This is a genomic window from Vagococcus zengguangii (assembly GCF_005145005.1).
GTDB lineage: Bacteria > Bacillota > Bacilli > Lactobacillales > Vagococcaceae > Vagococcus_A > Vagococcus_A zengguangii.
Map to the genome: position 1 here is coordinate 336,196 of NZ_CP039712.1, position 25,509 is coordinate 361,704.

Consider the following 25,509-nt stretch of genomic DNA (forward strand, 5'->3'; position numbering starts at 1 on the left):
ATGTTTAAAGCAGTCTTATTTGATTTAGATGGTGTCATCACTGACACAGCCGAGTATCATTATCGTGCGTGGAAAAAATTAGGTGAAGAATTAGGGGTTTCAATTGATCGTGAATTTAATGAACGCTTAAAAGGTGTTAGTCGTGAAGATTCCTTGCAATTGATTTTAGAACATGGCGGGCGTGGTGCGGATTTTTCAGCAGAAGAATTCGCAGCGCTAGCTAAAAAGAAAAATGATAACTACGTTCAAATGATTGAAGAAGTATCACCGGCTGATGTCTATCCAGGTATCTTAGCGTTATTGCAAACCTTGAAAGCGCGCGATATTAAAATCGCGTTAGCTTCAGCTAGCAAAAATGGACCAAGTTTATTAGAAAAAATGGCGTTGACAGATTACTTTGATGCGATTGCGGATCCAGCTAAAGTCGCACAAGGTAAACCAGCGCCGGATATATTTGAACTAGCGGCAAAAGAAGTTGGTGTAGCAATTACTGAAGCGATTGGTGTTGAAGATGCTCAAGCTGGTATCGCTGCGATTAAAGCGAGTCGTGCGTTACCAGTCGGTGTCGGCCAATCGGAAGATTTAGGTGAGGATATTGCGCTTGTTGCCACCACAGCGGAATTGACTTTTGACTATTTAGTTGAGGTTTGGCAAGCAGCAAATGCGAATTAAAGAAGAACAACATGGTAAGCTAAACGTTGTGACACTGGATAACGGTGTCATAACGGCTAGCTTTGTTAATTATGGTGCGCGTATGCATACGTTATACGCTCCAGATAAGTTAGGAAAAAAAGAAAACGTTTTACTTTCGTTTGACTCATTAGAGGCACTCGAAGCTGATACGAGTTTTTTTGGAGCAGTTGTCGGACCGGTGGCAGGTCGAATTCGTCAAGGACAATGGCAGGACGTCGCACTTGAAAAAAATAACGGTGAACATCACATTCACGGTGGTTCAAATGGTTGGAGTTTTCGTTATTGGGAAACCCAAACGCAAGCTGAGGGTGAAAATCTAAGTGTAACTTTTCGTTTGAAAGATGAAATCTCGGGATATCCTGGTCCAATCGAAGTGAGCGTAACTTATCGTTTGATGGGGAATTGTTTGGAAATGAGTATGACCGGGCAATCAGAGCAATTGACGCTATTTAATCCAACCAGTCATACCTATTTCAATTTGTCAGGCGATGGTAAACGAGATTTAGATAGTCACAGTCTCCAAATTCAAACAGCTCAACAGTTAGTATTAGATGTGGATAAATTACCAACAGGCGATGTCATGATCCCTAAATTGGACTTTACTTGTCCTAAAGATTTCAATGATATTTTCAATGTTTATCCTCAAGGGTTGGATGATTATTTTATTTTTAATGAAGAAACGAAAGAAAGTCCACAATTAATTTTGTCAGAAAAAAATTCGGGAAGACAACTGGCGATAGTCACAGAACGTCAAGGTGTGGTATTATTTTCTACGACAGGGTTTGATGCTGATATTGATTTGAATGGTCGCAAGATGCATTCAAATTATGGTCTAGCAATTGAACCGCAAGCCGCTCCAGATAGTGTCCATTTTAAAAAATGGCCTTCAATTGAACTGGAAGCGAATCAAGAAAAAACATTAATCACTCGTTATTATTTTAATTAAACGAGTAGAAAGGGATGACAAGATGACAGTTACAGTAAAAGATGTGGCAAAAAAGGCTGGCGTAGCGACGTCAACTGTGTCGCGAGTTATTAACGATCATCCAAGTATTTCAGATGCTACCAAAAAACGTGTCATGAAAGTGATGGAAGAATTAGGTTATGTCCCTAACATCGCTGCTCAAAATTTAGGGAAACGTAAATCAAATGCAATTGGTGTTATTTTGCCGCCGCTTGATTCTAAAGAACGAATGGGGAATCCTTTCTTTTTAGAAATCATTGAAGCAATCAATGAAGAAGCGTTAACCCATAATTTAACCACGGCGGTTGCGACTGCGACTAATTATGAAAAACTGTTAGATAATGTAAAAAAAATGCACTCTCAACGGCAAGTTGACGGGTTTGTTTTAATTTATTCTGATAAAGATGATCCCGTTATTGCGTATTTATGTGAGAAAAACATTCCCTTCTCGTTAATCGGGCAACCGTATCGACAAGAAGATAATATTGTTTATGTCGATAATGATAATCAATTATTAGGAAAGCATGCGACGGACTTTTTGATTGAAAATGGCCATCAAGAGATTTTGTTTATTACCAATACGATTCATGAAAACATCTTTTTTGAGCGCTATTTTGGTTATCAAAAATCCATGATGATGAATGGATTACCACACCATCAGTCATTAAACTTAATTAAACCTGAAGATTATGAAGCGTTTGGCGATATGTTAGCAGAAAAAAAATATACGGCTGCGGTTGTGATTGATGATATGTTTGCGGTCCGAGTGATTCAATTGGTGCAAATGTATGGTTATAAAGTACCAGAAGACTTTTCGGTTGTGAGCTTTAATAATTCAATTATCGCCACGATGGTTCATCCTTATTTAACGAGCATGGACATTTCGGTTCAAGAATTAGGAAAACTTGGTCTACGTCAATTAGTGAAATCATTAGGTGATGAAGAAGCTTCAAGTTTACGCATGGTAATTCCGCATAAATTGATTCGTCGTGAAACGGTCATTGATTTAAATCAGGTATAACTGAATAATGAAAAAAATAGTTAGCAAAGTTCAGCTTGCTAACTATTTTTTGTGTACGATAAGACACCCCTGAGCTGTCATCCTTACTCAGGGGTGTCTTATCTTATGCTTGACGATAAATATGTAAATCGAAGCCATCAAGTGTCATTTCTTGAGTTAATGGTAGTGGCTCCGTGTTGCTTAAAATAGGTTGCCATGTTGGAACTAGTAATTCATCAGCTATAGTAACGGTCGTTGCGTCACTGGCTAAATTAGCGATAATGAACCATTTATCGTTGTCGGTAGTACGGGTAAACGCAAAAACAGTCGGGTGTTCTTCCAACAATAGGTCATAATGTCCGTAAATTAAGGCTTCATGCGCTTTTTTAAGCCGAATTAATTGTTGATAAAAGGCGAAAACTGAGTCGGAATTTTCTTGGGCTAGCTCGGCGTTGATCGTTTGGTAATTCGGGTTAACTGCTAGCCAAGGTGTAGTGTTAGAAAAACCACCAAATGACTCTTGGCTCCATTGGAACGGCGTACGACTGTGATCGCGTGACCAATTCATCGTGATTTTTAGCGCCTCATCAGGTGATAATGCGGGTTGTTCTTCTAATAACGCATGATAAGCGTAAAGAGTATCTTTTCCGTCAACTTGTTCTATTGAAGTAAACGGGAAGTTGGTCATCCCTAATTCTTGTCCTTGATAAATAAACGGAGTCCCTTTTAACATTAATAAAATTCCTGCCAATGCTTTAGCGGATTTTGGTGAGTCATCCCCATAAACCGATATGCTACGTGGCGTGTCATGGTTTTCGAGGTAAAGAGCGTTCCAGCCGTTATCGGCTAAACTATTTTGCCAACGGGTTAACGTTTCTTTGAGATGCGGAATAGAACCTTTTTGTTCACCAAGTTCGCCGATACGGCCACAATGTTCAAGTTCGAAAATCATGTTGACATAGCCATCAGTTCCAGTCCAAGCGACTGCTTCATCAGATGAAACGCCACTGGCTTCACCGACTGTTAACACATGATATTCATTGAAAAGAGCCTTTAGTTCGGTCATGTACGTTTCGATACCGTTGACATTCATGAAAGGTGCCCACTGATTGTCAGTAATTTTGAAATCCCATGGTTCTTTTTGGATATGGCTAATGGCATCAATTCGGAAACCATCGATCCCTAAATCCAACCACCAACGAATCATGTCGTAAATTTCGGCACGCATTTTCGGATTTTTCCAGTTTAAATCTGGTTGTTCTTTGGCAAATACATGGAAGTAAGCTTGCTCAGTTGTTTCATCATATGTCCAAGTCGAGCCACCAAAGAACGATTGCCAGTCGTTTGGTAAGTCTTCAGGTGTGGCATCGGCCCATAAATAGTAATCGCGGTAAGGGTTATCCTTACTTTTTTTTGATTCGATAAACCAAGGATGTTGGTCGCTCGTATGATTCACGACCAAATCCATTATAATTTTTATATTTAACGCATGTGCTTCATTTAGTAGTTCTTCAAACTCGGCCATTGTCCCAAAATCAGGATGAATTGCCTGATAGTCGGAGATGTCATAGCCGTTATCGACATTGGGTGACGCGTAAATAGGGTTCAGCCAAATAAAATCAATGCCTAATTCTTTTAAATAAGGCAATTTTTGACGAATACCGTTTAAATCTCCAATCCCGTCGTCATTACTATCATAAAAACTACGAGGATAAATTTGATAACCGATGGCTTGTTGCCACCATTCAACGTTATTCGTGTGACGTTCAACAATAAGATTGCTCATAGATTATGCTCCTAACTTCACGACAAAAGCTGCGTAAGGTGCTAAGTGATTGTCGCCTGTTACTAATTCAGTTTGTGGATAATTACGAATAATCGTGTTATCCACAACATGATTATTAGTGAAAAGTTGTTCTTGATCTGAGAAGTTCGCAACGACTAACCACGTTTCGCCTTGATAACGACGATAATAAGCGAAGACTTCAGCAGACGTATCTGTTAATAACTCAAAGTCTCCCCAAACCATTAATGGATGATCTTTACGTAGTTGTACTAACTGTTGATAAGTGTAGAAAATCGAATCTGGATTAGCTAAAGCATCTGCGACATTAATCTCGGTGTGATTCGGATTCACACTTAACCAAGGCGTACCTGTTGTAAAGCCAGCATGTTTGCTAGCATCCCATTGCATTGGCGTACGGGCGTTATCACGTCCTTTCGCATTAATAGATGTGAAGATTTCAGCTTCGCTATAACCTTTTTCAAGACGATTATGATAAAAATTACGACTTTCAATGTCTTCAATTTCTTCATAAGAGCTAATGGGTTTATTGGTCATGCCGATTTCTTCGCCTTGATAAATGTAAGGTGTTCCTTTCATCATATGCAGTAAAATGGCCAACATTTTCGCGCTTTCAACGCGGTAGTGTTGATCATTTCCCCAGCGTGAAACGATGCGTGGTAAGTCGTGATTGTTCCAAAATAGGGAATTCCAGCCATCGTTGCCAAGTTCCGTTTGCCACTTGTTGAAAACTTCCTTTAATTCTTGGATAACTAGTGGACGTAGGTCCCATTTGCTTTTGCCAGGGACTTCATCTAGGCCAACGTGTTCAAATTGGAAGACCATGGATAATTCTTTACGGTCAGGGTGTGAATAAAGTTTCGCAATTTCAGGTGTTGCCCCCCATGTTTCCCCAACTGTTAATAAGTCGTGTTTGCCAAAGGTTTGTTGGTTCATTTCTTGTAAATACTCATGTAATTTTGGACCATTACCGGTAATTTCTTGATCAGGAATTTTTCCAACTAGATCAATAACGTCCATGCGGAAACCGCCGATCCCTTTATCAATCCAGAAATTCATCATGTCATAGACGGCTTGGCGCATTTCGGGGTTTTCCCAGTTTAAATCGGGTTGTTTTTTACTGAATAAATGCAAGTAGTATTCGCCAGTTGTTTCATCGAATTCCCAAGCGGGTCCTAAGAAAGTTGATTGTAGGTTGTTAGGTACTTGACCATTAACGGGTTTGCGCCAAACATAGAAGTCGCGATACTTGCTGTCAATTGAAGATTTAGCTTCAACGAACCACGCGTGCTCATCGCTAGTGTGATTGACCACTAAGTCCATAATAATTTGAATACCACGTTTTTTGGCTTCAGCGATTAATAAATCCATTTCCGCCATCGTGCCGAATTCGTCCATAATCGCTTCATAATCAGAAATATCGTAGCCGTTGTCATCGTTCGGTGATTGGTAAACAGGGCTTAACCAAATAGCCCCGATACCAAGTTTTTCTAAATAATCTAATTTTTCGATAATGCCGTTTAAATCACCAATCCCATCGCCGTTGCTGTCTTTAAAGCTACGAGGATAGATTTGGTAAACAACGACTTCTTGCCACCAATGTGTTTGTTTCATGATTAGTTGTCCTTTCTTGTGTTGATTACACTAATGTTAAAGCCGTATGGTTCAATGATTGTTTGCGTCTCAGTTGAACGCGTAAGCTGAGTTAAGACGCCTGTTGGTTCGTTTAAGGTAATCGCCTCATTTCCAGAGTTGAAAGTCGCGCGTAATTCGCCTGACTTCGTTTGGTAGACGTATTCTACTAATCCGGTTATTTCATCGGCTTGTGTCCAAATTAATTTTCCTTCAGATAATAATGGTTGATACGCTTTACGTGTGTCGATTAACGCTTTGATAAATTCAAACATATCACGGTCTTGTTGTTCTTCCTTCCAAACCATACATTTACGACAGTCCGGATCTGGTCCGCCAGTCATGCTAAACTCATCACCGTAATACAAGCATGGCACACCTTTTTGTAAATAGGTGAAGGCTAAAACCTGTTTCATTAAGGCTTTGTTGTTGTTCGCCAATGTCAATAAGCGGGGCGTATCGTGTGAATCTAAGACGTTGAACATCACTTGATTCGTTTGTTCACGATACAACATTAACTGCGCGTTAATATTTTCCATCATACGTGGTAATGAAACGGTTTTGTGCAAGAAATAAGCCGTGATTGCGTCAGTAAATGGGTAGTTCATAACGGCATGGAATTCATCGCCTTCTAACCAACGCTGAGATGAGTGCCAAATTTCACCTAAAATGTATAAGTCGGGTTTGACTTCAGTGCACGCATCATAAAATTTCTTCCAAAAACGATGATCGACTTCGTTTGCCACATCTAAACGCCAAGCGTCGATGTCAAATTCTTTAATCCAATAGGTTGCGATGTTTAGTAAATGTTTTTGCACGTCTGGATGAGCTGTGTTTAATTTTGGCATGTGTGGCGTGAATGCAAACGTGTCATAGTTGATGTCGTTTGAAAATTCAAAATCTTCCGTTTCAGTATAAGAAACTGGGAACTCGTGAATATGGAACCATTCAGCATATGGCGAATTTTCGCCGTTTTCGATGACATCTTGCCATTGTGGTGAGATGTCTCCCATATGATTGAATACCGCATCAAGCATGACTTTGATACCACGAGCATGACATTCATCCACTAATTGTTTGAACAACGCTTTATCACCAAAGTCAGGATCGATTTCTAAATAATCAATCGTGTCATATTTATGGTTGCTATGTGCTTTAAAAATCGGACAGAAATAGATACCGTTAATGCCTAATTCGACTAAATGATCTAAATGATCGATAACACCTTGTAAGTCACCCCCAAAGAAATCTTCGCGGTCAGGATGTTCTTTGCTGCCCCAAGGTAAAGTACCTTCAGGGTCGTTAGTCGTGTCACCATTTGCAAAACGTTCTGGAAAAATTTGATACCACACAGTTTCCTTGACCCACTCAGGCGCCTTGAAACGATCGGCTTCGTGGAAGTAAGGTAAGCGGAAATAGTTGTTCGCAGCTTTAATCGTTTCTTCGTTAAAGTCTGAAAAACCAAATTCTCCAAATAATAAGGTAGAATCATCTAGCCCAGTAATTTTAAAAGCATAACTTAAACGACGATGAGTTGCTCCAATCTCGATTTCCCAGTAATCATGAGTGCTAGTCGTCAATCCTTTATTCATGGGAGTCATCACGAGTTGATCTAATTGATAGGGGTCTCCGTGAAGTAATTCAATTTGTTTAACATCATTACACGCAGTTCTAATGCGAATGTGCATCGTGTCTTTTTTGTAAAGGTAAGCATATTCGCTCTCTGGTCGATGTAAAATAGCAGCTGTATTCATATTTATTCCTCCTAAAGGCTTTCTGATTTTTATGATTAGTAATGTATGTAGTGAATTCACTTATTATTATGACATAACATAAAAACGGTTTCAACAATAATATCGCAATCGGTTGCGTTTAAACTATTAAAGAATTAGGTTGAGGATGTGAAGAAAAATTAAGTTGATAGATAAATAGCTTTAAATCAGTATTTACAAGATTTTTTTATTAATATCACTTGTTTTATTTTGTGTTTTCAGATGGTGTTAAAAGTGGTTCAGACCATTTTTTTGTAAAAAAAATAAGCTTTCGAGAAAAAGTAGTTGACATTTTAGACAAACGGTTGCACAATAGGTTTATAGAATTTAATAAAAGTTTTAGGGGAGGATATTATGAAAAAGCAAACAAAAAGATTTTTAGGTGTAGGTGCAACATTAGGTTTATCAGCGCTATTGTTAGCAGGTTGTAGTGGAGAAAAGGAAACGGAACAAGCGACAGATACTTCGAAAGTAAATGAAAACGCTTCTATTAAACTTTGGGTAGATGCGGCTCAAGTTGAAACATATCAAGGGATTGTTGATGAGTTCCAAAAAGAAAATCCTAATTGGAAAGTGACGATTAAACCAAGTGAATCAGCAACTGCTCAAGAAAACATTAAGAAAGATCCAAGTGCAGCAGCCGATGTCTTCATGTTCCCACATGACCATATTGGACAAATGGTTGAAGCGGGTATGATCTATCCAAATACAAAATATGAAGAAACTGTTAAAGCTAACAATATTGAAAGCGCTGTAGACGCGGCATCATATGACGGTAAATTATATGGTTATCCATACGGTGTTGAAACACAAATTCTTTATTATAATAAATCAAAACTTAGCGAAGACGATGTGAAATCTTGGAATACGTTAACATCTAAAGGTAAATTGGGTACAAACTTTGGTGAAGCAGGTGCTAACTACATCTTTACACCGCTATTCATGTCTAACGGAAACGTTTTATACGGTGAAAACGGTGAAGACTTGAAAGGGACAAACTTTAACAACGATAAAGGGGTTCAAGTATTAGAGTGGATTCGCGCTCAAAAAGACAATAAAGGCGTAGTTCAATCAAACGCTGAAGCATTGTCTAACTTAGAAAGTGGCAAAGTAGATGCGTTCTTATCTGGACCATGGTCTAAAAACGATGTTGAAAAAGCTTTAGGTGACAACTTTGCAGCAGCACCTTATCCAACAGTAGACTTTGGCGATGGCGAAGTACAACAAAAAGCATTCCTAGGGGTTAAATTATTCGGTGTTAATGCAGCGACTAAGAGCCCAGTAGCAGCGATGGCTTTAGCAGATTACATCACAAGTAAAGAAAGTCAATTAACTGTTTTTGAAGGTCATGGAACTATTCCATCAAACATTGAAGCACAAGCAGATGAGAATGTTCAAGCTGATGCTGTAACGCAAGCTGTTATGACCATGAGTGATGCTGATCATTCATTCGTAATGCCTAAATTACCTGCAATGGTAACATTCTGGGGTCCATCAGATGCGGTAATCAATGATACTTACAATGACAAAATTTCTGCTGATGAGTACCAAGCAAAATTAGACAAATTAGTTGAAGATACAAGTAAATAAGCAATAAATTGTAAAATTTAAGTAGGAAGGAAGTTGTTATTCCTTCCTACTTTCTACATTAATAGGGTAGAAGTCAAGAAAAGAATGGGATGTGAAAAGTTATGGATACGACTCATGTGAAAGGAAAATTATCATTTAGACAGTTGTTTAAAGAAGGCGATTTAGCGACAAAACTTTCTTATTTCGTAATGGGAAGTGCTAACTTTGCTAATAAACAATTTGTTAAGGGATTAGGATTTTTAGCATTAGAAGTTGGGTTTATTGCTTGGTTAGCAATGAATGGTATTAAGGCGTTATCAATGTTACAAACATTAGGAACAAAGACACAGGGCTGGATATTGGATGAGGAACTAGGAATTGAAATTCAACAACCTGGTGACAATTCAATGCTGTTATTATTATTTGGAATCGCTGCACTTATTGTTATCGCCATGTTCTTAGTAATGTATGTGATGAATTTAAAAAGCGCTCGCAAAATCCATTTATTAAAACAAGAAGGTAAAGCATTACCAACATTAAAAGAAGATTTACGTTCGTTACTAAATGAAAACTTCCACATCACATTGATGACTATTCCGTTACTTGGTGTTTTAATGTTCACGGTCTTACCATTGATTTATATGGTGTCTATTGCGTTTACAAGCTATGATCATAATCACTTGCCACCAAAAAATTTATTTAGTTGGGTAGGATTTGAGAATTTCGGTAAAGTGATTACCGGTGACATCGCCAGTACCTTCTTCCCAGTTTTTGGATGGACGATGGTGTGGGCTGTTTTAGCAACGGCTACAACGTTCTTCTTTGGAATTTTATTAGCGTTATTAATTAATGCTAAAGGCGTAAAAGGTAAAAAAGTTTGGCGTACAATTTTTGTGATTACAATGGCAGTGCCGCAATTTGTTAGCTTACTATTAATGGCTAATATGTTTAACGGAGCGGGTCCGGTTAATGCTCTATTGCAAAATTGGGGGCTGATTAGCGAGCCGATTCCGTTTTTAACAGATGGGTTACTAGCTAAAATTACGATTATCTTTGTTAATATGTGGGTTGGGATTCCTGTTACGATGCTAGTTGCAACGGGGATTATTACTAACTTGCCAACGGATCAAATCGAAGCGGCAGAAATTGATGGCGCAACGAAATTACAAGTTTTCAAAAACATTACGTTCCCACAAATTTTATTTGTGATGGCACCAAGTTTGATTCAACAATTTATTGGAAACATCAATAACTTTAACGTTATTTTCTTATTAACAGGTGGACAACCAGCCAACAGTAATTTTTATAATGCTGGGGAAACAGATTTATTAGTGACATGGTTATACAAATTAACGGTGTCCGCAGCTGACTACAACTTAGCGTCAGTAATCGGTATCTTAATCTTTGTTTTATCAGCAGTGTTCTCATTAATTGCGTATACACGCAGTGGTTCATACAATACGGAAGGGGCGTAATCATTATGCAAAAACAAAAACGAAATACCGCAATCTGGCAACATGCTTTATTAACTGTTTTAGCAATCGTCTGGATTTTCCCCATTGTATGGATTGTATTAACCAGTTTTAGGGGAGAAGGTGGGGCATTTGTCACTTACTTCATTCCCAAGGATTTTACGTTAGAAAACTATAAAATGTTGTTAACAAGTAATACGTATCCGTTTGTTAGATGGTTCTTCAATACCTTATTTGTCGCAATTTGTAGCTGTATTCTTTCAACGTTGATTACCATCGCTATGGCTTACTCGCTTAGCCGCTTACGTTTCAGAATGAGAAAACCATTCTTGAAAGTCGCGTTAGTCTTAAATATGTTCCCAGGTTTCATGAGTATGATTGCTGTTTACTACATCTTAAAAGCGATGAACCTAACAGGTAGTTTACTAGCGTTAATCATTGTCTATTCTTCAGGAGCAGCATTAGGGTTCTATATTGCTAAAGGTTTCTTTGATACGATTCCAATGGCGCTTGATGAGTCAGCGATGATTGATGGCGCAAGCAAATTTGAAATTTTTACTAAAATTACATTGCCATTAAGTAAACCAATCATTGTTTACACCGCTTTAATGGCCTTTATGGCACCGTGGATGGACTTTATTTTCGCCAAAATCATCTTAGGTGATAATGTTGAAAAATACACCGTCGCGATTGGTCTATTCACCATGCAGACCAAAGATAAAATCAACGAATATTTCATGGCCTTTACAGCTGGTTGTGTTTTAATTGCTATTCCGATCACTCTACTATTTATCTTCATGCAAAAATACTATGTTGAAGGTATCACAAATGGTTCGGTTAAAGGTTAAACAAAAAATCCGAAAACAGAGAGGATGAGCCCTCTCTGTTTTCGGATTTTTTTATTTAAGTTGTTGTTTTTTTTCGTAGTTTCCAAATAATATTAAAGCAACAACACTAAAGAAGACCGGTCCAACAATTGACCAAATTGTTTCGCTGAGATTACCATTCATAGCGGGATTGATAATCGTAAAGACGTTTGCAAAACCAACCACAAAAATTACCATGTACGCTGCTGCTTTAGCCTTTCCGGTTGATTTATACATTTCAAAAGGTTTGTTTATTGTTTGATTGTTTTTAAAACCAATAAATGCGATAGCTAAGAACATGTTAGGAATGGTCATCGATACATTAGTCATAGCAGTTAAAATTTGGAAAAATTTTGCGGCACTGTCACCACCAAATGATACAAATGCAATGATAACAGAGACAATTAGTGCTTGAATCCACATGGCATAAGTGGGCATGTCGTTTTTAGTTTGTGACCATTTAGCTGGCCAAATTTCACTAGGTGTGCCTTCAATGATTTGTTTTAATGGTGAGAAGATTAAAGTGAAGAACGCACCAGATAATGCTAAAAACATTGATAGGCCCATGTAACGACTGAACCAGTTACCAATTGTCATTGCAGTAGCATCTGATAAATTCAGAGCTAAACCTAGTTGATAGCCCATATTATTCATCGTGATGTAAGCAACATTTCCAAGTGTTGTTTCAGCTTCGCTAAATTGTGTATAGGCAAATGTCCAGTTAGTAAACGATCCGACAATGAAAATACCAATCGCATAACCAACAGCAATCACTATCGCTGAAATCGTTACTGCTTTAGGGAAAGTTACTTCCGCGTTTTCTGTTTGATCGACTAAACCACCAACAGCTTCAATACCGCCAAAAGCAAAAATTGCAAAAACTAAAAAGCTGAAAATCGAAATCATTGATTGATAACTCTCGTTGGGTGAGCTAATAAACGCTTTAGCACTGACAGGTTGCAGCATTTCGCCACCGTTAAGTGCTAAAATGATTAAACCACCAACGATTAATAAGACATTTAACAAAGCAATTGCAGTTCCGCCAACCGATGTGACTTTTTTGACTTTATCTAAGCCTTTTGAAGAAACAATTGTGATAAGTAAAATCCATAAAATAGCTAGTACACCTAATGTTTGGACCCCATTAAGGCCAAATAAGCTCCAAGACTGTGTTTTGTCTACACCAAAAATAAAATTTGAAAGAGGAATCCAAATGCCAGACCCTACATTAACCATCCAAATAATAAATGAGGCGTACCACATGAACGTTCCAACGAACGCGAATTTGGGGCTGATTGATTCCGCCATCCATGAGTAAATGCCACCTTTTGAATTTTTAAAAGCTGCACCAAACTCAGCCAACATAAAAGCGAATGGTAGGAAAAAAGTCAATGCTGCTAAAATATACCAAGGAATTGATGCGTATCCCATTAAGTAATAAGCTCGTGGTATATTAGTGAAGCCAAAAACTGATGTGAAAATCATTAATATAAGTGTAACAAGGGTTAGTTTTTTCTTTGCCAATATAAAAATACCTCCATTTTTATTTTTATTGTTATTTTACTTTTTTAGTATATAGTTTGCATGAGTGAATAAGTCGATTATTAAAAAAAATTAATTCGAATTTTTAATGAATAATTTGTTAATACTAATTGGCAGTATAACTAAAATGATTATTGTTAAAAGTGAAAATAAAGAGGACAGAGATAAAAGTAGTATGCGTGATAAAAATCAAGTTTTAGAGATTTTTTAGTATTTGTAATATAATAAAGTCAAAAGGAGGGAGCGAGATGATGGGGAGATGGATCCGGCAATATCTTTTGGGAACGTTTTGGTATCGTTATCGTTTGTCCGAAGATGATGAAGCAAGTCTCGCGCAACAACTTCCAACAATTGAACAGGTGTTAAAGCAACGAGATGGTTGGGATCAAAAAGCTACTAGCCGTTTTATCAATGAGATGGCAAAACGCTATTTGAAACAATCACCGGAGATAAAGTTTGATCACGTTATCTTAACAGGCTTAAAAGAAACCGAGCTAGTGGGCGGAGAACTTTATGAGAAAATGTTTCGTGCTGTAAAACGACCGCCAGCTAAAAAAATAGCCTTATTATTGGATCAAATGGGAGCGCAATTTGATGAGAATGGTATGTTGCAATTAGTCGGGCCCCATACGTTTGATGTGAAAATGGCTCCTCATGGGAAGTTTTTACATTATTTTGCTAAATTAGTCCAACGAGCGTATGGAAGTGAACTATTACAGGATAAGCGTCTTCATCAGTTTAGAATGTATCTTGATGAGCATAATATACGTTATATTCGTGTATATTTTAAATTACCACGAATGACCGATGAGCAAGCCTTACAACTATATGTGAAAACAGCACGTAAAAATGGTGGGCTAGGTGGTCGTCGATTAATTGCCGAACGTGGTCGATTTCATAATAAGTCTAAACCTAACGTACCACGAACGAGTGAAAATCGGAAACGTCTTTGTCCTAATTTTCACGGGGAGTTCATTATAGATGATGAGGGAGAATTTGTGAGCCAGTGGAATGTGCTACATCGTGATAATGAACACCGAGTCATCAGTGATTGGTCGTACTATCAAAGGATTTATCGTGATAAAATTGACTATTTTGAGGAGCAAATAATTAATGGTGAGTCATTTAATTATGCTAGTTGGAATGGTAAAATTCATCGGCATTTAGATGTATATCCAACTAGAAGACTAGATTATCCGATTAGAAGGAAAATTGCGAAGAAATGGCGTAGTCCAGGTTTAAAAGAGTATAAGTGGCGTCAGAAAGATCGTCAACGTACGAAGTATTATCGTCGTGGTTTATAATAAATTGAGAGGTGATTTGAGATGAGATTAACTATTACAGAAGCAGTTTTAGAAAAATTGGGTGAAAAAATAACACCGGACGCAGCATTATACTTGGATTTTATTGATGGTGATAGTCCCGGTTATCAAGGAGCGATTAGTTGTACATTAGCAGTTGCTTTTCGTTTCTTAATTGTAACGGAAGACAAAGAGCAACCAGCGTTTGATTTATATCAAACAAAATTAACGAGTAACGTAGGCGAAATTGGTGTCAAAGCTAGTTCTCTACGCTATTTAGAAGACGAAATGCGTCTAGATTTCAATCCATCAACTTATCGTTACCAATTAAAAGGGGATAGTGGTATTCTAGCAGATCAAGTGGCAATCGAATGTATGTAGCCATTGATAGAACGAAAAATAAGCCGACACATAATGTGTTGGCTTATTTTAGTTGTGGCTATTATAACGAATCTCGTTTAATTAATTCGGTTGCTACTTGCATTCGAACGGCAATCGCATCATCGTCTAAATGAATAGAACGAATTAAATCGATAGCTTGTTTCCCCATCCATTCGGTAGGGACTTTAATGGTAGTTAAAGCAGGGGTTAAATATTTAGCTGTGCTAATATCATTAAAACTAATAAGTTTGACATCTTCAGGTACGCGAATATTGACGTCTTTAAAGGCTTTTAAGGCACCAATAGCAATCGCATCACTGGAACAAAAGAAAGCTTCAGGTAAGGCAACATCCATCGCTAAAAAGGACATGATTTGTTGATAACTATCTTCGACAGAAAAGCGAGAGGTTAAATGCCATTCGCGGTAGAAACAACGATTTTCAATTAGTTTACGTTTCAAATGACGAAAACGTAAATCTTCTAATAAACGTTCATCGGTCTTCGTATATTCAGCACCGGAAATAATGCCTATTTTTTTTATATTTTCTTTGGTAAGCGTCTCATAAACTTGATGAATGGCGTATTCGAAATCGACAACGATAGAAGAATAGCCGTAAGGAAACCCATCGAAATCGACAAATACAAGATTTTCGTGATGTTCTTTTAATAGTGTGATTTCCGTTGCATCAAATTTACCAAGCGCAATAACTCCGTGAGATTTTTCATCTGAAAGTTGATGTAAACTTTCTTTGATTAAACTAATCCCTAATTCTTCCGCACGCTTTTCAATTCCTAAGCGAATCGATAAATAATACAAGTCTTCTAATTCTTCATGCTCATCAAACCATTGGATAAGTTTGAAGGTCAGACGTTGTTTTTGTAATTTTTTATGATGTTTTGTATAGTTTAACGCTTCAGCTGCTTCAAAAATCCTTTTTTTTGTTTCTTCACCAACCGAGATATCGTGGTCGTGGTTCAAAACGCGTGATACGGTAGCGGGGGAAACGCCAGCTTGGAGCGCGATATCTTTAATCGTCGCCATCATGTTACCTCCGTTCTGTTGTTCTACGTTAGCTCAGTGTTTGAATGAAACGCTCAAAGCCTGCTAAACCTGTTTCAGTTTGTTTGAAGACACCAGCGTCTTCTAGAACTTTCAAGAAGACCTTGCCAACACCTTGTTCAACAATGTTGCTAACATTTTTCTCTGTGATTTCTTCTGTTGCTTTTAATTTTTCTGCCCATGTTCTATGGTAGTCGGCAATCGGTTGTTGGTCATCTAAAAGATAGGCTTTCACCTCGTCTAATTCGTGTTTTAAACGTGGCGGTAAAATCGCTAGTCCCATTACTTCAATTAAACCGATATTTTCTTTTTTAATATGATGCAGTTCTTTGTGCGGATGGAAAATACCATCAGGATGTTCTTCTGATACATTGTTATCACGCAAGACTAAATCAAGCTGGTAGACCTGCTCTTTCATACGTGCGATTGGTGTTACCGTATGGTGTGGCGTACCATCTTCTGAAAAGGCAATGATGTCTAAACTTGGGGCAGAATACTGTTTCCAAGCGGCCAAAATAAATTCAGCACTACGTACTAAATCTTGTTTGTTGTTACTTTCTAGACGAATTACTGACATTGGCCATTTAACAATTCCTGCTTTAACCGTGGGGAAACCTAGTAAATCAAAGGTTTTAATCAAAGGTGCTTTAGCCATTGGGAATTCATGGCGGCCCCCTTGATAGTGATCATGACTTAAAATGGACCCCCCGACAATTGGTAAATCAGCATTTGATCCAACAAAGTAATGTGGGAAAATTTCAACAATTCGTAATAAATTTTCAAATAATTGGCGGTCGATTTTCATCGGACGATGTTCATCTGATAAGAAAATACAATGTTCATTGTAATAAGCGTAAGGAGAGTATTGTAAGCCCCATGCTTGATTATCTAAATTCAATCGGATAATACGGTGGTTCGATCGTGCAGGATGATTGATACGTCCGCGATAGCCTTCGTTTTCCATGCATAATAAACATTTTGGATAACCGCCGGCGGGAGCATTTTTTTCGGCCGCAATTTGTTTTGGATCTTTTTCAGGTTTGGATAAATTAATCGTAATTTCTAAATCTCCATAGTCAGTTGGTGTATGGAATTCAACGTTTTTTGCGATATCACGTGTTTTGATATAGTCGTTAATTTTAGATAATTCGTAAAAATAATCTGTCGCTAACTTCGGTTCCTTGTCATAGTATTTGGCAAAGAAGGCATTAATGACTGAAGGAGGTGGTGTAATGAGATCCATCAATTGCGATGCCAATAACTCCATTTCGTTAGCTGTTTGAGCGTGAGGAGCAGCTGCGACTAAGTCATCGACTAATTCGATTGCGGTTGCGTTAGTTTCAGCTAGTGCTTCATCCTCTGATAAGGTGTCTAAGCCAATTAAGGCTAAGACACGATTTTCTAAATAAATGCGATCTAATTCAGTCCAACCACCGTGTTGAATCGCGATGGTCACAAAGTGTTTGATGGTGTTTGTAAGTGTCATGTTATCGTCCTCTTTTTATGATAATACACGGGCGCCGTCGTCAACAGATGCAATATAGAAGTCTGCAGCGTAGCCGATTGTGTCTAAGTATACAGTATTAACAGCTTCTTTGAACGCTTCAACGTTATCTTTGTTAACTAAAGCAATTGCACAGCCACCAAAACCAGCACCAGTCATACGAGCGCCGTAAACGCCTGGTTGATTTTGAGCGGTAGCGACTAATGTATCTAGTTCAATCCCGGTTACCTCATAGTCCATTTTAAGTGATTCATGTGAGGCATTCAATAGGCGACCAAAAGTTTCTAGGTCGTTACGTACAAGCGCTTCTTTGGCTTTTAGCGTGCGTTGATTTTCTGTGACCGCATGTTTAGCACGGCGTTCTAGGATGTCATCGTTGATTAAGTGACGATTTGCTTCAAATGTCTCTTCGTCTAGTTCACCTAGAGATTGAATCGCTAGGTGTGTTTGCAAGCGTCGCAATGCTTCTTCACATTCAGCGCGACGTTCGTTATATTTAGAGTCGGCCAATTCACGGCGTTTGTTGGTATTCATAATAACAATCACGTTGTCACCAAAAACAGCCGGTACTAACTCATAGTTTAATGTATTAGTATCTAACAACATAGCTTGGTCTTTTTTTCCCATCCCAATAGCAAATTGATCCATGATACCAGAATTAACACCAATGAATTCATTTTCTGTTTTTTTTCCATATTTGACTAACTCTAATTGAGGAATACCCAAATCAAAGTGATGGTTAACGATTACTCCGGTTAAAAGTTCGATTGAGGCTGAAGAAGAAAGGCCAGCGCCGTTAGGAATATTACCGTAGAAGAAGATGTCTAAACCATGCGTTAATTTGTGCCCATCTTCTTGTATATACTTCATCATGCCTTTAGGATAGTTCGTCCAGTTGTCTGTTTTTTTATAGTCTAAGTCGTCAAGTGATACCGTAATGATACCTAAATCTGGGAAATTACCTGAATAAAAACGTAAAAGTTGGTCATCGCGTTTTTTTGTTAGACCATAGGTACCGATAGTAATGGCAGCGGGAAAAACGTGGCCGCCATTGTAGTCAGTGTGCTCACCGATTAAGTTGATACGACCAGGCGAGAAGAAAACGCCTTCATTTTTTGTGCCGAAAATTGTTTCAAATTGAGAAGTTAGTTGTTTCAAGTTCATGTGTAAAGCCTCCTATTAATTAATTTAGTAAATTAATTATAAAATATTTACTAAATAATTTCAATCCCAAATGCTAAATAAAAAGTGTCACAACCTGAAAACGGCTGTGACACTAAAAATATTGGTCTTAATGGTTTGTGATTAAATCATGTAGGTGCAAACACATTCAGGAGCTAATGTGTCTTGACTGATCATCGTTAACTTACCTGTTTCTTTTGAACGGCTGAATAAGACTAAATTATCTGACTCTTGGTGAGAACAAATTAAGAAATCTTCCGTTTTATTTAGAGTGAAGTCTCGTGGGAAATCGCCTGCTGAAGCAACCACGTCCACTAACGACAACTCTTCACCGTTTTCGCTAATTGAGAAGATTGCAATAGAGTTATGGCCACGGTTTGAGGCGTATAGGAAACGACCATCGCTAGAAATACGAATCGCACCGCCACTACTTTCAACATCAGTATTTGGTAACGTAGAAATAGTTTGTTTAGCAGTCATTTCACCAGTTTCACGATTATAAGTCACGACTGTGATAGTATTATTTAACTCACCGATAATGTAGGCTAAATTTAGTGTTGGATGGAAGACGATGTGACGAGGTCCTGCACCTACTTCGGTTTTAAATACTGCTGCTTCGGTTAAATGACCTTCTTCGCTCACGTCATAGACATGTACTTCATCCGTTCCTAAGTCACAAGAAACTAGGCGTTTGTCAGGTGTTAAGTCTGCGTAATGAGCATGAGGAGCATTTTGGTTTGGATGTGGACCTTGACCGCTATGGATTGCAGTATCGCGCAGTTCTAATGTACCGTCTTCTAAAATTTTGTAGGCATGAACTAAGCCACGATGATAATTAGCATCGAAAATTAAACCGCGCTCGTTATCAACACCAATATAGCAAGGAGGTGCCCCTTCTTCTAATAGTTGTTGACGTAAGTGATAGTCGCCTTCGACTAATTCATAGACAGCGACGCCACCGAACGTATCTTCTTTAGTTACAGCATATAAAAAGTTTTGATTACTAACTCCTAAATAAGTAGGGGAATCCGCAACCGCTATCAATTTGACATCTTTAATTAATTGGTTATCGGTATCAAGTGTTGCTTGGTAAATACCTTCACTCGTTCTTTTTGTATAGGTTCCTAAGAGAATTGTTTCCATTAACATAACCTGCCTTTCGTATCGTAGTTTTATTATAACATAAGCGAATTGAGTTGAGAGGTATTATTAAGCAGACCTTTTATGATACAATGGGGATAGTAACTTTAAGTAGGAAAGAGGGATTTTATGGTAGAAAATTCAATCGTTTCAATTGGCGAACAGGCCGTTTCAAGTCAAGATAATATGTTGATTTTATTTGATGAATCAGCAACGAAGGACATTAATAATGTAGCAGTTATTCACGTTAATAAACAAGAGCAATCGACTTATCAATTAGAAGTAGGTCACACATTGACATTTGGTGATCAAGATTACACAGTGATAGAGTTGGGTGAACGAGTGAATGCATCTTTAGAGATGATGGGGCATGCTACACTTTTCTTTAAAGAGAGAACCGATGAAGATTTATTAGCAAATGCGATTTATTTATCACCGGCTACGCTGCCAACTTTAGAAGTTGGTATGAAATTAACTTTTAACTAAGTGAGGTGTCGATATGGAAAAGTTTAAACGTCCAACGCCATCTTGGTTTTGGAAATTATTTTTAAATAGTAAAACAGTGACAGGGTTAGTTATTCTAATTTTAGTGTTGATTGCTATTTTCTTATTTAACAAGGTGTCATACTTGTTTACACCAATTTTACAATTTATTGGGATTATTGGTGCGCCGTTAGTATTTGCAGGAATTCTTTATTACTTGCTTGATCCTGTCGTCAACTGGTTAGAGAAAAAAGGTTTGTCGCGCGTTTGGGGAATTTCGCTAATTTTTGTCGCGATTATTGCCTTAATTGTTTGGGGAGTCGTAATCTTGGTGCCAATGTTACAGGATCAAATAATTAGTTTTAGTAATAACTGGCCAGGTTACTGGGAAACAATTCAGAATAAAGGTAGTGATATTTTAAAACATCCACTACTGGCGCAATATGCTGATCAAATTGAAAAAGTTAGCAAAAATTTCTTTGATTCATTTGGTTCTATGATTAAAGATTTTTCAAAAAATACAGTTTCTGGCATTGGTAGCTTTATTGGTGTGATGACGACGGTCTTTTTAACAGTTGCAACGGGTCCAATTATTCTTTTCTATTTACTTAAGGACGGTAATGAACTGAGTCACTACATTGAAAAGTTTTTACCAAGTAAATCTAGAAAGCCTATCATGCAAATATTAATGGATATTAATGAAAAAGTCTCTAGTTATATTCGTGGGCAATTATTAGTCGCGTTTGTGGTGGCTATTTTATTCATGGTTGGGTTTAAAATCGTTGGTTTAGAGTATGGCGTGACATTGGGGATATTAGCAGGATTTATGAACTTAATCCCATATTTAGGATCGTTCTTAGCGATGATTCCAGCAATCATTTTAGCGATTGTTGCAGGTCCGATGATGATTGTCAATGTGCTAATTGTTTTTTCAGTTGAGCAGTTTATTGAGGGACGTTTTGTTTCACCTTTAATTTTAGGAAATCAATTGGAAATTCATCCGATAACGATTATTTTTGTGTTGTTAACAGCAGGAAAAGTTTTTGGGGTAGCTGGTGTCATCTTAGGAGTTCCGGGATATGCAGCCGTAAAAGTTATTGCGACTCACTTATTTAATTGGTACGTTGAACGTTCTAAATTGTATGATCAAGAAGATAAAGAAAGATTAATTAAAAAACCAGAAGCATAGCTTCTGGTTTTTTTGTATCAATGATTAGAATTTAGCTGCAACTTCTTCAGCATTAGCTTTAGCTGCATTCATGATTTCTTCTTTTTGTTCTGGATGGTGATCGATACCTTCAACAGGAATCAATGTGTGATCCATTACACCAACGAAATTCATCATTGCTTTAACATATTGGCTAGCAAAGTCAGCGCCATCGTAGTTACCGCCACCTGATTGGATGTGAACGATTTTTTTACCTTCAGTCATAGGAACTGGACCAGTTTCAGTGTAACGGAAAGTTTTACCAGCTACGTTGATTGCGTCGAACCATGCTTTTAATTTTGTTGGAATGTTTAAGTTCCACAAAGCGTTAGCGATAACGATTTTATCTGCTGCTAAGAATTGATCTGTTAACTCACCAAAACGAGTGATAGCTTTTTGTTGATCAGCAGTTAAAGCTGAGAATTCAGTGCCGCCACCTAACGCGTACATTGCTGTTAACAATGTGTTGTCTAATTCTGGAATATATGAATCAAATAAATCCAAGACTTCAATAGTATCTGTTGGATTTAATTCTGTGTATTTATTTAAGAATACATCAGTTACTTCTAAAGTTTTTGATTGCGCACCAGTTAATGGGTGAGCTTTAACGAATAAAACATTTGCCATAAAATTTTTTACCACCTTACTTTTTGATAGTTATTATTATACTAAAAAAAAATAAGTGTCACAATTAAAAAAAGTCTAAATTAACAAATTTTTGTTTAATGTATGTAATTTAAACGGAGGTAACTTCTCAATAACAGATGGTAATAGAACGCTTTTATAGAGTCGCGTTTTCATATTTTTCATATCAACATGCAATTAGTGAACTAGTATTTTTATTATACATTAATTATAATTTATTTATAATAAAAGAAACGTTAATTGTAGTTCACTTTAAAGGAGAAGATTGGTATGACAAAATATGGTTACGCTTATTCAGCTACGGGAGATAGCTTGGAGAAGCAAGTGGAAACATTGAAAAAGTATGGGGTAGAAGACATTATCGTTGAAAGTGCTACGGAAGGTGTAGATAACGTACATGCAGATTTATATAATTTAGTTGAAAATTTAGCTGCTGGCGATCAAATTGTGGTGCAACGTCTAATTTGTATTGGCAAATCAATCATTCAATTGGCAGATTTCTTAACTGTTCTAGAAGAAAAAGGCGCTAGTTTAATCGTTGTTGAAAAAGCGACTGAATTAAGTGGACTAAGTGATGAAGCTTACGCACAATCAATTAAAAGTTTTGCAAAAATGGAAAAAGACATTATCCGTGAACGTACGTCTCGTGGGTTAGAATTTGCTCGTAAAAACGGTCGTATCGGTGGACGTCCAAAAATTTCTCAAGAAACAGTGGAAAAAATTCAATTCTTATATAATAACAACAAGTATACATTAAGACAAATCGCTGAAGAGTGCCAAATTTCTTTAGGTACTGCTTACAAGTATACGCAAGAACAAAAGTAGTCTTTAAAAATTTATCTCAATAAGTTAATAAAAAACATGAAGTGAAAGTTGATTCTTTTACTTCATGTTTTTTTGTTTATTCTTTATAGTTATTAAATTTTAGAAGGTGATATATCCCTCCCTTTTTTCTATTAAATGGGGTATAATAGAACCGTATGGATAATTCGTTTAAGAATATCTGAAACATTAATAATCATTTGTAAGACTACTTGATATAAATAATTTGAGTATGTGGGTAGTCGATAGGGAAATTAAGCGTAGCGAGTTTACGAAGAGAAAATTTTGGAGGAGGAAATCACATGAAAAAAACGATGAACACATTTTTGGTGTTCACAGTAGGGCTATATAGTACGTTTACATTTGGCAGTCCGGCAACGGTGGTGTTAGCTGCTACTCAACAATATGAAGCAAACGTGTCAGTAAGTGAAGAGGGCGTTAATGTGACATCGGATGAAGAAACCGAAGAAACGACCGATGAAACCAGTCAGGTAGTCCCTGAGGAACCACAAGAGCCACAAATTCCAGAAGAATCACAAGAACCTCAAATACCAGAAGAATCACAAGAACCACAAATTCCGGAAGAATCACAGGAACCAGAAACAACTCCTGAGGAACCACAAACTTCAGAATCTACCCCTGAAGAGAGTCAAGAGAAACCGACGCAACCGTCAAAACCAGTTGAAACAACTGATTCAAGTCAAGTAAGCAGTGAATCAAGTACAACGGAGACAACCTCGAATACTCCGACACAACCGGTACCAAGTACAAAACCAAGTACTGAGCCATCAACAGAAACAACTACCAGCTCAGAATCCAAAGCACCTAATTTTAAGCCAAGTAAAAAACCAGCTGAAAAACCAGCTCAATCAATTATAGCTAAAGAACAGTCTGGAGTAGATGCTACTCCAACGATTCAACAACCAATTTCAAATGCAATCATTGATTTAGGTGAAACGACAAAAGACTTTACTGCGTCTAATTTGTTAAATTATCGTTTGCCTTTATTATCAGAATTAAAAACAGATAAAGAAGCTGTTTTAATTTACGGTAGCTTATTATTAGTTGGTAAAGAGCGATTTGAAGATGAAAATAATCAAGATAAAAAAACAGGTGATCAAACAAATAAACAAGCACAAAAAGATAAAAAAGCTGAAAAAAATAAGCCGATTACTTCAAAAGAGTTAGTGACTTGGTTAGGCAAACAATATTTCAATCAAGATTTATTAAGTGAAAATGCACGTAAATTAACGGATAAAGACACCATACAAGTGGGTGACATTGTTGTTTGGACCAATTATCTAGGCCAAACCCAATATGGTTTATATATCGGAGATGATTTATTAATCACAGTTGAAAATGTTGATGATGAGCGCTTTGAAGTGGTGACACAATATTACGTTGAAAATGATGACCAAACGATTTATCGTAATGATAAACTTGAGTTAAACAAAGCAGGACAAGCGTTATTGAAACAATATCCGGCTTCAATGGATTTTAAAGCGAATCCTTTGACTGAAAAATTTATTCAATCAATTGGAGAAAACGCCCGTGAATTAGGTCTTAAATATGATGTGTTTGCTTCAGTGATGATTGCTCAAGCCTTATTAGAGAGTGCTTCAGGCACTAGTGGTTTAGCGCAAGCACCAAATCATAATTTATTTGGGATTAAAGGTCAATATCAAAATCAAAGTATTTCAATGGCAACGAGTGAAGATGATGGTAAAGGTAATCTTTATACTATTCAATCAGCCTTCAGAAAATACCCAAGTTATCAAGAATCGTTAAAAGACTATGTTTCGTTAATTAAAAACGGAACAGCTTGGAAAGATGATTTCTATAAAGACGCTTGGCGTTCAGAAGCCAATAACTATCTGACTGCTGCTCAAAGTTTAAAAGGTAAGTATGCAACGGATACACAATATGATAAGAAAGTTATTAGCTTAATTGCTACTTATAATTTAACGCAATATGACGAACCTAAATTAGATACATCCGTAACAGGAAAAACATCAGGTATCTTAACCTCACGAACTGAGATTCCAAAAGAATACCGTGACTTAATGAAATTCCCTGATTATAACCAAAAGAACTACAATACTTCAGGTTCTTATCCTGTGGGTCAATGTACATGGTATGCCTTTAACCGTGTCGCACAGCTAGGTATGTCAGTGGATGATTACATGGGAAATGGTGGCGAATGGGGTGCTAAGGGTAAACGTTTAGGCTACACAGTCACAAGCACACCTAAGGCAGGTTATCTCGTGTCTTTCCTACCAGGTGTCGCTGGTTCAAGTAGTCAGTACGGTCACGTCGCTTTCGTGGAAGCAGTGACTAAAGATGGCATCTTAATATCAGAAGGGAATGTAGTTGGAGGAACTCGTGTTTCTTACCGCGTTATTTCTAATGAGATTGCTCGTTCAAGTCAAGTGAACTATATAGTTGCAAAACAAAAATAAAACGTCTAACA

Annotated in this window: 21 protein-coding genes; 12 read left to right on the plus strand and 9 right to left on the minus strand. The window is 37.4% G+C overall.

Annotation, left to right across the window (positions count from 1 at the left end):
* The 3 genes from pgmB to FA707_RS01665 are packed head-to-tail and all read left to right on the plus strand — an operon-like array spanning position 1 to position 2,678.
* Positions 1-672 carry a beta-phosphoglucomutase gene (pgmB, locus tag FA707_RS01655; RefSeq protein WP_136952593.1) on the plus strand — a complete coding sequence of 224 codons (672 nt, stop codon included), beginning with the start codon at positions 1-3 and terminating at the stop codon, positions 670-672.
* A complete protein-coding gene (locus FA707_RS01660) occupies positions 662-1,639 on the plus strand; it encodes an aldose epimerase family protein (protein WP_136952594.1) in 978 nt (325 codons plus the stop codon). The genes pgmB and FA707_RS01660 overlap by 11 nt, the downstream gene beginning before the upstream one ends.
* Before the next feature lie 22 nt (positions 1,640-1,661).
* Positions 1,662-2,678 carry a LacI family DNA-binding transcriptional regulator gene (locus FA707_RS01665; RefSeq protein ID WP_136952595.1) on the plus strand — a complete coding sequence of 339 codons (1,017 nt, stop codon included), beginning with the start codon at positions 1,662-1,664 and terminating at the stop codon, positions 2,676-2,678.
* A gap of 103 nt (positions 2,679-2,781) precedes the next feature.
* Here the strand turns inward: FA707_RS01665 and FA707_RS01670 are convergent, their stop codons facing one another.
* The 3 genes from FA707_RS01670 to FA707_RS01680 are packed head-to-tail and all read right to left on the minus strand — an operon-like array spanning position 2,782 to position 7,847.
* A complete protein-coding gene (locus FA707_RS01670) occupies positions 2,782-4,443 on the minus strand; it encodes a glycoside hydrolase family 13 protein (RefSeq protein WP_136952596.1) in 1,662 nt (553 codons plus the stop codon).
* A gap of 3 nt (positions 4,444-4,446) precedes the next feature.
* Positions 4,447-6,075 carry a glycoside hydrolase family 13 protein gene (locus FA707_RS01675; RefSeq protein ID WP_136952597.1) on the minus strand — a complete coding sequence of 543 codons (1,629 nt, stop codon included), beginning with the start codon at positions 6,073-6,075 and terminating at the stop codon, positions 4,447-4,449.
* Positions 6,076-6,077: 2 nt separating this feature from the next.
* Positions 6,078-7,847, minus strand: a complete 1,770-nt coding sequence (locus FA707_RS01680) for a glycoside hydrolase family 13 protein (protein WP_136952598.1) — start codon at positions 7,845-7,847, stop codon at positions 6,078-6,080.
* 372 nt (positions 7,848-8,219) lie between these two features.
* Here FA707_RS01680 and FA707_RS01685 point away from each other — a divergent pair, with 372 nt between their 5' ends.
* From FA707_RS01685 to FA707_RS01695, 3 genes are all read left to right on the plus strand, one after another.
* Positions 8,220-9,455 (plus strand): extracellular solute-binding protein, encoded by a 1,236-nt coding sequence (locus FA707_RS01685; RefSeq protein WP_136952599.1) that lies wholly within the window; start codon positions 8,220-8,222, stop codon positions 9,453-9,455.
* A gap of 101 nt (positions 9,456-9,556) precedes the next feature.
* On the plus strand, positions 9,557-10,909 hold the full coding sequence (locus tag FA707_RS01690; protein ID WP_136952600.1) for a carbohydrate ABC transporter permease: 1,353 nt from the start codon (positions 9,557-9,559) through the stop codon (positions 10,907-10,909).
* A 5-nt stretch (positions 10,910-10,914) separates the two neighbouring features.
* On the plus strand, positions 10,915-11,754 hold the full coding sequence (locus tag FA707_RS01695) for a sugar ABC transporter permease (RefSeq protein ID WP_136952601.1): 840 nt from the start codon (positions 10,915-10,917) through the stop codon (positions 11,752-11,754).
* A gap of 51 nt (positions 11,755-11,805) precedes the next feature.
* On the opposite strand, the gene yjeM is transcribed toward FA707_RS01695, so the two are convergent.
* Complete coding sequence (gene yjeM, locus FA707_RS01700) at positions 11,806-13,296, minus strand: glutamate/gamma-aminobutyrate family transporter YjeM (RefSeq protein WP_136952602.1); 1,491 nt, start codon at positions 13,294-13,296, stop codon at positions 11,806-11,808.
* A gap of 266 nt (positions 13,297-13,562) precedes the next feature.
* Here yjeM and FA707_RS01705 point away from each other — a divergent pair, with 266 nt between their 5' ends.
* Positions 13,563-14,618, plus strand: a complete 1,056-nt coding sequence (locus tag FA707_RS01705; protein ID WP_136952603.1) for a DUF3114 domain-containing protein — start codon at positions 13,563-13,565, stop codon at positions 14,616-14,618.
* A gap of 21 nt (positions 14,619-14,639) precedes the next feature.
* Positions 14,640-14,996, plus strand: a complete 357-nt coding sequence (locus tag FA707_RS01710) for an iron-sulfur cluster biosynthesis family protein (protein ID WP_136952604.1) — start codon at positions 14,640-14,642, stop codon at positions 14,994-14,996.
* Positions 14,997-15,057: 61 nt separating this feature from the next.
* Here the strand turns inward: FA707_RS01710 and FA707_RS01715 are convergent, their stop codons facing one another.
* The 4 genes from FA707_RS01715 to FA707_RS01730 all read right to left on the minus strand — a co-directional run bounded on the left by FA707_RS01715 (position 15,058) and on the right by FA707_RS01730 (position 19,891).
* Entirely contained in the window at positions 15,058-16,041 is a 984-nt protein-coding gene (locus tag FA707_RS01715) for a LacI family DNA-binding transcriptional regulator (RefSeq protein ID WP_342776075.1), read from the minus strand.
* A 25-nt stretch (positions 16,042-16,066) separates the two neighbouring features.
* Positions 16,067-17,542, minus strand: coding sequence for a UDP-glucose--hexose-1-phosphate uridylyltransferase (gene galT / locus FA707_RS01720; protein ID WP_136952605.1), 1,476 nt, complete (start codon positions 17,540-17,542; stop codon positions 16,067-16,069).
* Positions 17,543-17,557: 15 nt separating this feature from the next.
* Entirely contained in the window at positions 17,558-18,724 is a 1,167-nt protein-coding gene (locus FA707_RS01725; protein ID WP_136952606.1) for a galactokinase, read from the minus strand.
* A gap of 141 nt (positions 18,725-18,865) precedes the next feature.
* Positions 18,866-19,891: a lactonase family protein gene (locus tag FA707_RS01730; protein WP_136952607.1), complete on the minus strand. Its 1,026-nt coding sequence runs from the start codon at positions 19,889-19,891 to the stop codon at positions 18,866-18,868.
* A gap of 120 nt (positions 19,892-20,011) precedes the next feature.
* On the opposite strand from FA707_RS01730, the gene FA707_RS01735 reads away from it, so the two are divergent.
* Complete coding sequence (locus FA707_RS01735) at positions 20,012-20,368, plus strand: PTS glucitol/sorbitol transporter subunit IIA (protein WP_136952608.1); 357 nt, start codon at positions 20,012-20,014, stop codon at positions 20,366-20,368.
* 13 nt (positions 20,369-20,381) lie between these two features.
* Complete coding sequence (locus FA707_RS01740; RefSeq protein ID WP_136952609.1) at positions 20,382-21,554, plus strand: AI-2E family transporter; 1,173 nt, start codon at positions 20,382-20,384, stop codon at positions 21,552-21,554.
* 24 nt (positions 21,555-21,578) lie between these two features.
* On the opposite strand, the gene FA707_RS01745 is transcribed toward FA707_RS01740, so the two are convergent.
* Positions 21,579-22,199: an FMN-dependent NADH-azoreductase gene (locus tag FA707_RS01745; protein ID WP_136952610.1), complete on the minus strand. Its 621-nt coding sequence runs from the start codon at positions 22,197-22,199 to the stop codon at positions 21,579-21,581.
* A 288-nt stretch (positions 22,200-22,487) separates the two neighbouring features.
* Here FA707_RS01745 and FA707_RS01750 point away from each other — a divergent pair, with 288 nt between their 5' ends.
* A complete protein-coding gene (locus tag FA707_RS01750; protein WP_136952611.1) occupies positions 22,488-23,042 on the plus strand; it encodes a recombinase family protein in 555 nt (184 codons plus the stop codon).
* 299 nt (positions 23,043-23,341) lie between these two features.
* On the plus strand, positions 23,342-25,498 hold the full coding sequence (locus tag FA707_RS01755) for a glucosaminidase domain-containing protein (protein WP_136952612.1): 2,157 nt from the start codon (positions 23,342-23,344) through the stop codon (positions 25,496-25,498).
* Positions 25,499-25,509 lie beyond the last annotated feature (11 nt).